At 67.9% G+C, this 8,691-nt stretch carries 15 protein-coding genes; 1 reads left to right on the top strand and 14 read right to left on the bottom strand.

The window, feature by feature from the left end:
* Positions 1-88: 88 nt before the first annotated feature.
* The 14 genes from rplE to rpsJ are packed head-to-tail and all read right to left on the bottom strand — an operon-like array spanning position 89 to position 6,751.
* Entirely contained in the window at positions 89-676 is a 588-nt protein-coding gene (rplE, locus tag ACR9ZG_RS16550) for a 50S ribosomal protein L5 (protein ID WP_481285944.1), read from the bottom strand.
* Positions 676-1,035, bottom strand: a complete 360-nt coding sequence (gene rplX, locus ACR9ZG_RS16545) for a 50S ribosomal protein L24 (protein WP_481285943.1) — start codon at positions 1,033-1,035, stop codon at positions 676-678. The genes rplE and rplX overlap by 1 nt, the downstream gene beginning before the upstream one ends.
* A 3-nt stretch (positions 1,036-1,038) precedes the next feature.
* Positions 1,039-1,407 carry a 50S ribosomal protein L14 gene (gene rplN, locus ACR9ZG_RS16540; RefSeq protein WP_018191958.1) on the bottom strand — a complete coding sequence of 123 codons (369 nt, stop codon included), beginning with the start codon at positions 1,405-1,407 and terminating at the stop codon, positions 1,039-1,041.
* Positions 1,404-1,709: a 30S ribosomal protein S17 gene (rpsQ, locus tag ACR9ZG_RS16535; RefSeq protein WP_064109777.1), complete on the bottom strand. Its 306-nt coding sequence runs from the start codon at positions 1,707-1,709 to the stop codon at positions 1,404-1,406. Before rpsQ ends, rplN begins: the two co-directional genes overlap by 4 nt.
* On the bottom strand, positions 1,709-2,035 hold the full coding sequence (gene rpmC, locus ACR9ZG_RS16530) for a 50S ribosomal protein L29 (protein ID WP_481285942.1): 327 nt from the start codon (positions 2,033-2,035) through the stop codon (positions 1,709-1,711). The genes rpsQ and rpmC overlap by 1 nt, the downstream gene beginning before the upstream one ends.
* Complete coding sequence (gene rplP, locus ACR9ZG_RS16525; protein ID WP_055894786.1) at positions 2,035-2,454, bottom strand: 50S ribosomal protein L16; 420 nt, start codon at positions 2,452-2,454, stop codon at positions 2,035-2,037. Before rplP ends, rpmC begins: the two co-directional genes overlap by 1 nt.
* Positions 2,455-2,456: 2 nt before the next feature.
* Positions 2,457-3,224, bottom strand: coding sequence for a 30S ribosomal protein S3 (rpsC, locus tag ACR9ZG_RS16520; RefSeq protein ID WP_481285941.1), 768 nt, complete (start codon positions 3,222-3,224; stop codon positions 2,457-2,459).
* Positions 3,224-3,616: a 50S ribosomal protein L22 gene (rplV, locus tag ACR9ZG_RS16515; RefSeq protein WP_481285940.1), complete on the bottom strand. Its 393-nt coding sequence runs from the start codon at positions 3,614-3,616 to the stop codon at positions 3,224-3,226. Before rplV ends, rpsC begins: the two co-directional genes overlap by 1 nt.
* Before the next feature lie 24 nt (positions 3,617-3,640).
* A complete protein-coding gene (rpsS, locus tag ACR9ZG_RS16510; protein ID WP_018191964.1) occupies positions 3,641-3,922 on the bottom strand; it encodes a 30S ribosomal protein S19 in 282 nt (93 codons plus the stop codon).
* Between the two features lie 12 nt (positions 3,923-3,934).
* Positions 3,935-4,774: a 50S ribosomal protein L2 gene (gene rplB, locus ACR9ZG_RS16505; RefSeq protein ID WP_481285939.1), complete on the bottom strand. Its 840-nt coding sequence runs from the start codon at positions 4,772-4,774 to the stop codon at positions 3,935-3,937.
* Positions 4,775-4,798: 24 nt separating this feature from the next.
* A complete protein-coding gene (rplW, locus tag ACR9ZG_RS16500; protein ID WP_481285938.1) occupies positions 4,799-5,098 on the bottom strand; it encodes a 50S ribosomal protein L23 in 300 nt (99 codons plus the stop codon).
* Positions 5,098-5,748: a 50S ribosomal protein L4 gene (gene rplD / locus ACR9ZG_RS16495; protein ID WP_481285937.1), complete on the bottom strand. Its 651-nt coding sequence runs from the start codon at positions 5,746-5,748 to the stop codon at positions 5,098-5,100. The genes rplW and rplD overlap by 1 nt, the downstream gene beginning before the upstream one ends.
* 5 nt (positions 5,749-5,753) lie before the next feature.
* Positions 5,754-6,428 (bottom strand): 50S ribosomal protein L3, encoded by a 675-nt coding sequence (rplC, locus tag ACR9ZG_RS16490; RefSeq protein ID WP_481285936.1) that lies wholly within the window; start codon positions 6,426-6,428, stop codon positions 5,754-5,756.
* A gap of 14 nt (positions 6,429-6,442) precedes the next feature.
* Complete coding sequence (rpsJ, locus tag ACR9ZG_RS16485) at positions 6,443-6,751, bottom strand: 30S ribosomal protein S10 (protein WP_018191969.1); 309 nt, start codon at positions 6,749-6,751, stop codon at positions 6,443-6,445.
* Between the two features lie 486 nt (positions 6,752-7,237).
* On the opposite strand from rpsJ, the gene ACR9ZG_RS16480 reads away from it, so the two are divergent.
* Positions 7,238-8,140, top strand: coding sequence for a hypothetical protein (locus tag ACR9ZG_RS16480; protein ID WP_481285935.1), 903 nt, complete (start codon positions 7,238-7,240; stop codon positions 8,138-8,140).
* The last annotated feature ends 551 nt before the right edge of the window (positions 8,141-8,691 follow it).

Raw genomic sequence — 8,691 nt, 5'->3', positions numbered from 1 at the left:
CTCTGCGCACGGCGCTCGCGTGAGCGGAGCCGTGGGGGGGGCCCCCCCCCCCCCGCCGGGGCCGGGCCGCCCCCCCCGCGGGGTGGGCCTAGTTGGCCGCGTCGGCGGAACGGAAGGGGAAGCCGAGCTGCTTGAGCAGCGCGCGCCCCTCCTCGTCGTTCTTCGCGGTCGTGACGACCGTGATGTCCATGCCGCGGACGCGGTCGATGCGGTCCTGGTCGATCTCGTGGAACATCGACTGCTCCGTGAGGCCGAACGTGTAGTTGCCGTTGCCGTCGAACTGCTTGTCCGACAGTCCGCGGAAGTCGCGGATGCGGGGAAGCGCGAGCGAGAGCAGACGGTCGAGGAACTCCCACATCCGGTCGCCGCGCAGCGTGACGTGCGCACCGATCGGCTGCCCCTCGCGCAGCTTGAACTGCGCGATGGACTTGCGGGCCTTGGTGACCTGCGGCTTCTGGCCGGTGATGAGCGTGAGGTCGTTGACCGCGCCATCGATGACCTTGCCGTCACGGGCCGCCTCGCCGACACCCATGTTGACGACGATCTTCACGAGACCGGGCACCTGGTGCACGTTCGTGAAGCCGAAGTCGCTCTGGAGCTGCTGCGAGATCTCGGTCTTGTACTTCTGCTTCAGGCGCGGCTGGATTTTGCCAGCAGCGGTTGCAGTGTCGGTCATTACAGGTCCTTACCAGACTTCTTGGCGTAACGAACGCGGACCGTCTTGGTGACGCCGTCCTTCGTAACGGTCTCGGTGCGGAAGCCGACGCGGGTCGGCTTCTTGGTCTCGGGGTCGACCAGCGCCACGTTCGAGACGTGGATCGGGGCCTCGTGGGTCTCGATGCCGCCGGTCTTCGTGCCACGCTGCGTCTGGCCGACGCGCACGTGCTTGGTGACGAAGTTGACGCCCTCGACGATGACGCGGTTCTTCTCGGTCAGGACCTCGATGACACGACCCTGCTTGCCGCGGTCGCCGCCGCGGGCCTGGGTACGGCCCGAGATGACCTGGACGAGGTCGCCCTTCTTGATGTTCGCCATGGGTTACAGCACCTCCGGGGCGAGCGAGATGATCTTCATGAACTTCTTGTCGCGGAGCTCGCGGCCGACCGGTCCGAAGATGCGGGTGCCGCGGGGGTCACCGTCGTTCTTCAGGATGACAGCGGCGTTCTCGTCGAACTTGATGTACGAGCCGTCCGGGCGGCGGGTGTTCTTGCGAACACGGACGACGACCGCCTTGACGACGTCGCCCTTCTTCACGTTGCCGCCGGGGATCGCGTCCTTGACCGTGGCGACGATCACGTCGCCCAGGCCCGCGTAGCGACGGCTCGAGCCGCCGAGCACGCGGATGGCCAGGAGCTCCTTGGCGCCGGTGTTGTCGGCGACCTTGAGTCGGGATTCCTGCTGGATCACTTGGCCTTCTCCAGAATCTCAACCAGGCGCCACCGCTTGCTGGCGCTCAGGGGGCGGGTCTCGTTGATGAGAACCAGGTCGCCGATGCCGGCGGTGTTGTTCTCGTCGTGCGCCTTCACCTTGGAGGTGCGGCGGATGACCTTGCCGTACAGGGGGTGCTTCACGCGGTCCTCGACCTCGACGACGATGGTCTTGTCCATCTTGTCGCTGACGACGTAACCGCGACGGGCCTTGCGGTACCCGCGGACGATGGCCTCGTCGGCCGTCGACTCCGCGGCCGCGGCCTTGGTGGTCTCAGCCATTACTTGGCCTCCTCATTCTCGGTCGACTCGGCCTCGGCGGCCGGGGCCGCCTTCTTGGCACGGGTCTTCTTCTCAGCCTTCGGCTCGACCTCGGCCGGGGCCGGGGTCGCCCGGATCCCGAGCTCGCGCTCACGGATCACGGTGTAGATGCGAGCGATGTCCCGCTTCACGGCGCGCAGGCGGCCGTGGCTCTCGAGCTGACCGGTGGCCGACTGGAAGCGCAGGTTGAACAGCTCCTCCTTGGCCTTCTTCAGCTCGTCGACGAGACGCTCGTCTTCAAAGGTGTCGAGCTCGCTCGAGGCAAGCTCCTTGGAACCGATCGCCATTACGCGTCGCCCTCCTCGCGCTTGATGATGCGTGCCTTGAGGGGCAGCTTGTGGATTGCACGGGTCATTGCCTCACGAGCGAGTTCCTCGGAGACGCCGGAGACCTCGAAGAGGACCCGACCCGGCTTGACGTTCGCGACCCACCACTCCGGCGAGCCCTTACCGGAACCCATTCGGGTCTCGGCCGGCTTCTTCGTGAGCGGACGGTCCGGGTAGATGTTGATCCACACCTTGCCGCCGCGCTTGATGTGACGCGTCATGGCGATACGAGCGGACTCGATCTGACGGTTGGTCACGTAAGCGGGGGTCAGGGCCTGGATGCCGAACTCGCCGAAGGAGACCTTCGTGCCACCGGTCGCCTGGCCGCTACGGCCGGGGTGGTGCTGCTTGCGGTGCTTGACTCTGCGTGGGATCAACATGGTTATGCCTCAACTCCTGCTGCGGCCGGCGCGGTCTCGGCGGCGGGGGCGTTGCCCCGGCCACCACGACGCGGACGGTCGTTGCGCTCGCGCGACGGCTTCTGGTTGGCCTGCTCGCGAGCCAGTTCCTTGTTCGTGATGTCGCCCTTGTAGATCCACACCTTCACACCGATGCGACCGAAGGTCGTCTTGGCCTCGTAGAAGCCGTAGTCGATGTTGGCGCGGAGCGTGTGCAGCGGCACACGACCCTCGCGGTAGAACTCGGAGCGGCTCATCTCGGCGCCGCCGAGACGGCCCGACACCTGGATGCGGACACCCTTGGCGCCGGCGCGCTGCGCGCCCTGCAGGCCCTTGCGCATCGCGCGGCGGAAGGCCACGCGGGCGGAGAGCTGCTCGGCGATGCCCTGCGCGACGAGCTGGGCGTCGGCCTCGGGGTTCTTGACCTCGAGGATGTTCAGCTGGATCTGCTTGCCGGTGAGCTTCTCGAGGTCGGCGCGGATGCGCTCAGCCTCGGCGCCACGACGACCGATCACGATGCCCGGGCGGGCGGTGTGGATGTCGACGCGGACGCGGTCACGGGTGCGCTCGATCTCGATGCGCGAGACACCCGCGCGGTCGAGCGACGTCTGCAGCAGACGGCGGATCTTGACGTCCTCGGCGAGGTAGTCGCTGTAACGCTGACCCGGCTTGGTGCTGTCCGAGAACCAGCGCGACACGTGGTCGGTGGTGATGCCCAGACGGAAGCCGTACGGATTGACTTTCTGACCCATTACTTGCTCGCCTTCTTCGTGGCCGTGCCGGCCTCCACCTCGTCGGGCGTCGCGAGGACGACCGTGATGTGGCTCGTGCGCTTGTTGATGCGGAAGGCCCGGCCCTGCGCTCGCGGCTGGAACCGCTTGAGGGTGGTGCCCTCGTCCACGAAGGCGCGGCTCACGTACAGGTCCTGCTCGTCCAGGTAGGTGTTGGACTGGTCGGCCTTGACCCGCGCGTTCGCGATGGCCGAGGCGACCAGCTTGTAGACCGGCTCGCTCGCGCTCTGCGGCGAGAACTTCAGGATGGCCAGGGCCTCCTGGGCCTGCTTGCCGCGGATCAGGTTGACGACGCGGCGGGCCTTCATGGGGGTGACGCGGATGTGTCGCACGCGTGCGATCGACTCCACCATTTCTTCCTCCTCTTCGCCTCCGCGTTAGCGGCGGCGACCCTTCTTGTCGTCCTTCACGTGTCCACGGAAGGTGCGCGTCGGCGCGAACTCGCCGAGCTTGTGGCCGACCATGGTCTCGGTGACGAACACCGGGATGTGCTTGCGACCGTCGTGCACCGCGATGGTGTGGCCCAGCATGGCCGGGACGATCATCGAGCGGCGCGACCAGGTCTTGATCACGTTCTTGCTGTTGGCCTCGTTCGCGGCAACCACCTTGCGAAACAGGTGCTCGTCGACGAAGGGGCCCTTCTTGAGACTGCGTGGCATCTTCTCGAACTCCTACTTGCGCTTCTTGCCGGCGTTGCGGCGGCGAACGATGAGCTTGTCGCTCTCCTTGTTGGGGTGACGCGTGCGGCCTTCCTTCTGGCCCCACGGGCTGACCGGGTGACGGCCACCGGAGGTCTTGCCCTCACCACCACCGTGCGGGTGGTCGATCGGGTTCATCGCGACACCGCGGACGGTCGGGCGGACGCCCTTCCAGCGCATGCGGCCGGCCTTGCCCCAGTTGATGTTCGACTGCTCGGCGTTGCCGACCTCGCCGACGGTCGCGCGGCAGCGCGCGTCGACGTTGCGGACCTCGCCCGAGGGGAGGCGCAGCTGGGCGTAGGGGCCGTCCTTCGCGACGAGACGGACCGACGAGCCGGCGGAACGGGCCAGCTTGGCGCCACCGCCCGGCTTCAGCTCGATCGCGTGCACGACGGTACCGGTCGGGATGTTGCGCAGCGGGAGGTTGTTGCCCGGCTTGATGTCAGCGCCGGCGCCCGACTCCACGATGTCGCCCTGCTTCAGCCCGGCCGGAGCCAGGATGTAGCGCTTCGTGCCGTCCAGGAAGTGGAGCAGCGCGATGCGGGCGGTGCGGTTCGGGTCGTACTCGATGTGCGCGACCTTGGCGTTGACGCCGTCCTTGTCATTGCGACGGAAGTCGATGACGCGGTACTGGCGCTTGTGGCCACCACCGATGTGACGGGTCGTGATGCGGCCCTGGTTGTTGCGGCCACCGGACTTCGACAGCGGACGGAGAAGGGACTTCTCCGGCGTCGAGCGGGTGATCTCGGCGAAGTCGGCGACCGAGGAGCCGCGACGACCGGGGGTCGTGGGCTTGTAGTTGCGAATAGCCATGTCTGTCTTCCTCTAGTCCTTCGCTCAGCCGACGGCCGTGAAGATGTCGATGGAACCGGACTTCAGCGTGACGATCGCGCGCTTGGTGTCCTTGCGCTTGCCGGTGCCGAAGCGGGTGCGGCGGGTCTTGCCCTGACGGTTCAGGGTGTTCACCGACGCGACCTCGACCTTGAAGATCGACTCGATCGCGAGCTTGATCTCGGTCTTGTTCGAACGCGTGTCGACGAGGAAGGTGTACTTGCCCTCGTCGATCAGGCCGTAGCTCTTCTCAGAGACGACCGGGGCGATGATGACGTCGCGCGGGTCCTTGTTGACGGCAACCATTACGCGTTCACCTCTTCCTTCTTGGTCTTGCTCGCGATGAAGGCCTCGAGCGCGGCCTGGGTGAAGACGATGTCGTCGCTCACCAGCACGTCGTAGGCGTTGAGCTGGTCGTAGGACAGCACGTGAACCGACGGGACGTTGCGGACGCTCTTGAAGCCAAGCTCGTCGTCGCGCTCGACGACCACGAGGACGTGCTTCGAGGTCGCGACGCCGCTCAGCAGCTCCACGACGGCCTTGGTCGACGGGGTCTCACCGGCGGTCAGGGCCTGGACGGCGTGGATGCGGCTGCCGCGGGCGCGGTCCGAGAGAGCGCCGAGCAGAGCCGCGGCGATCATCTTCTTGGGGGTGCGCTGCGCGTAGTCACGCGGCGTCGGTCCGTGGACGATGCCACCACCGGTCATCTGCGGGGCGCGGATCGAGCCCTGACGAGCGCGACCGGTGCCCTTCTGCTTGAACGGCTTGCGACCGGCGCCCGAGACCTCTCCACGGCCCTTGGTCTTGTGGGTGCCCTGGCGCGCGGCGGCGAGCTGGGCGGTCACGACCTGGTGGATCAGCGGGATGTTGGTCTGGACGTCGAACAGGGTCTCGGGGAGCTCGATGGAGCCGGCCTTCTTGCCCTTGAGGTCGACGACGTCAATCGAGGTAGCCATTTACCTTAGGCCCCCTTCACTGCGTTGCGGACGAAAACGATGCGGCCACGAGCGCCGGGAACGGCGCCCTTGACGAGCAGCAGGCCCTTCTCGGCGTCGATCGCCTGCACCTTGAGGTTCAGGACGGTGACGCGCTCGCCACCCATGCGACCGGCCATGCGCATGCCCTTGAAGACACGGCTCGGGGTCGAGGAGGCGCCGATGGAGCCCGGCTTGCGGTGGTTGCGGTGCGCACCGTGCGAGGCGGAGACGCCCTGGAAGTTGTGGCGCTTCATGACACCGGCGAAGCCCTTGCCCTTGGAGGTGCCGACGACGTCGACCAGCTGGCCGACCTCGAAGGTGCCGTCCACGGTGAGCTCCTGGCCGGCCGCGTACTCGGCGGCGTCGGCGGTGCGGACCTCGGTGAGGTGACGACGCGGGGTGACGCCCGCCTTGTCGAAGTGACCGGCGGCCGGCTTGTTGACCTTGCGCGGGTCGATCTGGCCGTAGGCGATCTGGACGGCGTTGTAGCCGTCGGCCTCGGGGGTGCGGACCTGGGTCACGACGTTCGGCGTGATCTCGATGACGGTCACCGGGATGAGACGGTTGTTCTCGTCCCAGACCTGGGTCATGCCGAGCTTCTTGCCGAGGAGACCCTTGGAGGTCTTGGTCACGCCGGCGGTGCTGTTGGTGTTAGGCATAGTCGCGTTCCCCCTTACAGCTTGATCTCGATGTTGACGTCGGCCGGCAGGTCGAGACGCATGAGCGAGTCGACGGCCTTCGGGGTCGGGTCGATGATGTCGATCAGCCGCTTGTGCGTGCGCATCTCGAAGTGCTCACGGCTGTCCTTGTACTTGTGGGGCGAACGGATGACGACCACCACGTTCTTCTCGGTGGGAAGCGGCACCGGGCCCACCACGGTCGCACCGGCACGGGTAACCGTGTCGACGATCTTGCGAGCCGAGGTGTCGATGACCTCGTGGTCATACGACTTAAGCCGGATGCGGATCTTCTGTCCCGCCATGTCTGACTCTCTCTCTTGTTATGGCGTCGTACGTGAGGGGCTCTTCCGAGCCCGCCTCGCATTGGACGCGGTGCGACGAACGCAGGGGAACGCCACTATTCTTCTGTCAACTCCCCGACCCCCGCGTCCGGGCGTGTCGCCTGGTGCGGTTCCCGCGAGGCACAGGGGTAGCCCCTGATTCCCGTGTGGTCGGATTGAGCGTGTCCTGCTGCCTGCGGCCTAACCATCTCGCCGCTCGTCCTGGAACCTGGTCCTCGAGGCCTCGCGGTGGGCTATGCACTGCCTGGCAGTGATCCGGTCGGAGCGCACGTGAGCACACTCGTTCCGAAATGTTGAACTAGACAAGTTTGCCAGATGCGGCGCATTGCTGCAACCCGGGCGTGTCGCGTCGGCGAGTCGGCGTCCCCAGCAACCCGCGCGGGCCGTCTTCTCCACAGATTCGCAGCGGACCGACCACCGCCGGCGCGCCCTCGGCAGGCTCGATGCATGACCGATTCTCTCGCTCGTCCCGGCTCGTCCTCCTCCCGTGTTCACCGGGTGCACGCCCGCGCGGTTCAACCCCAGCGGGAGGCCGCGCGGCAGCATCTCGCGCGGGGGCAGGCGCGCGACGACCACCTGGAGCGGCTGCGGATGCTCGCCTCGACCCGTCGGGTGCCACCGGTGTTCTGCCACTGGTCGGCGGCGGTGATCCACGGCCTGCCGCTGCTGATGACCCCGCCCCGCACCATCCACGTGCTGTCGCGAGACGAGACCGGGGGCGCCGACCGCGGCATCGTCCGTCAGCCGCGCCTCGGTGAACCCGAGGTGGTGACGGTGCGGGGGCTCCGCGTGACCTCGCCGGCGCGCACGGTGATGGATCTCGCCGCGCGCACGTCCTACGTCGGCGGGGTCGTGGCCGCGGACTTCGCGCTGTCGCGCGGCGGCTTCGGGGAGCGGCGTGCCCTCGCCGACCGCGAGAGCATGCTCGGCGAAGCGGCGTGGGTGGAGCCGTCCGGCGCTGCACGCGCCGAGGCGGCGGCGTGGTTCGCGGACGGGCGGTCGGAGTCGGTGCTCGAATCGGTCAGCAGGGTGACGCTGGCGCTGGCCGGCGCGCCGCCGCCCGAGCTGCAGGCGGAGGTGGGTGATCTGCTCGGCTGGAGGGCGCGGGCCGACTTCTGCTGGCCCGACCTCGGGCTGATCGGCGAGGCGGACGGGGCGGAGAAGCTGCGCCATCCGGCGATGCTGCGCGGGCGGTCCACGATGGATGCGCTCGCGGAGCGGTCGCTCCGCCAACGGCGACTGGAGCACGCCGGCTTCCGGGTGATGCGCTGGGGGTGGGAGACGGGGAGAGACGTGGGACGCATGCGTCAGCTGTTGCGGACGTATGGGGTTCCGCTGGAGCCTCCGTGAGTGCTCCCCGGTCGCGCACGCGTGGCGGGGTGGCGTCTGGACATGGGAGCGGGGCCGGACTCCGCCGGCCCCGCTCGCGTGGCGCCTCGCGCCGCCACGCCTGAAGTTGGATTCAAACCGCTCAGGCGGCTCCCGAACTCTCGGTCCGCGATCCGGTCAGCGGCTTGGGCTGGTTTGCGAGGTACAGGCTCACCATAGGCTGTCTCCCTTCATCGGCGGATCCGTTCGGTCGAACGGTGCGTCAATTCTGCGACCGGCGCGGCCAAAGGTGAACCCCTTTAACAGGATTCCCAGACTCCCGCCGTCGAAGGACCGACAGCGTCGACAGGAGGGCGCCCGCGATGGCGGCCACGAGCGCGACGGCGGCGGTCAGGGAGTCTCGGGTCGCGTCGTCCGAACCGGTTGCGGCGAGGATCGACGTGGCCGGTGCGGCGCCGGTGGCGGTGGGAGTCGTGCGCGACTGATCGGCGCGGTCGCGGGGTCCGGTGCCGGGAGCGGCTGCCGCGTCGGTGGGGGTGCCATCGGTCGGGGGCGTGCCGGGAGTCGCGGGC

The organism is Leifsonia sp. KNZ12-8B, assembly GCF_056755495.1.
The sequence above is the reverse complement of the archived record's forward strand: the minus strand, read 5'-3'. Positions and strand labels throughout refer to the sequence as shown.

Coding starts and splice junctions, on each gene's coding strand:
- rplE (WP_481285944.1), bottom strand. CDS start 676: ATGACCGACACTGCAACCGCTGCTGGCAAAATCCAGCCGCGCCTGAAG.
- rplX (WP_481285943.1), bottom strand. CDS start 1,035: ATGGCGAACATCAAGAAGGGCGACCTCGTCCAGGTCATCTCGGGCCGT.
- rpsQ (WP_064109777.1), bottom strand. CDS start 1,709: ATGGCTGAGACCACCAAGGCCGCGGCCGCGGAGTCGACGGCCGACGAG.
- rpmC (WP_481285942.1), bottom strand. CDS start 2,035: ATGGCGATCGGTTCCAAGGAGCTTGCCTCGAGCGAGCTCGACACCTTT.
- rplP (WP_055894786.1), bottom strand. CDS start 2,454: ATGTTGATCCCACGCAGAGTCAAGCACCGCAAGCAGCACCACCCCGGC.
- rpsC (WP_481285941.1), bottom strand. CDS start 3,224: ATGGGTCAGAAAGTCAATCCGTACGGCTTCCGTCTGGGCATCACCACC.
- rplV (WP_481285940.1), bottom strand. CDS start 3,616: ATGGTGGAGTCGATCGCACGCGTGCGACACATCCGCGTCACCCCCATG.
- rpsS (WP_018191964.1), bottom strand. CDS start 3,922: ATGCCACGCAGTCTCAAGAAGGGCCCCTTCGTCGACGAGCACCTGTTT.
- rplB (WP_481285939.1), bottom strand. CDS start 4,774: ATGGCTATTCGCAACTACAAGCCCACGACCCCCGGTCGTCGCGGCTCC.
- rplW (WP_481285938.1), bottom strand. CDS start 5,098: ATGGTTGCCGTCAACAAGGACCCGCGCGACGTCATCATCGCCCCGGTC.
- rplD (WP_481285937.1), bottom strand. CDS start 5,748: ATGGCTACCTCGATTGACGTCGTCGACCTCAAGGGCAAGAAGGCCGGC.
- rplC (WP_481285936.1), bottom strand. CDS start 6,428: ATGCCTAACACCAACAGCACCGCCGGCGTGACCAAGACCTCCAAGGGT.
- rpsJ (WP_018191969.1), bottom strand. CDS start 6,751: ATGGCGGGACAGAAGATCCGCATCCGGCTTAAGTCGTATGACCACGAG.
- ACR9ZG_RS16480 (WP_481285935.1), top strand. CDS start 7,238: ATGACCGATTCTCTCGCTCGTCCCGGCTCGTCCTCCTCCCGTGTTCAC.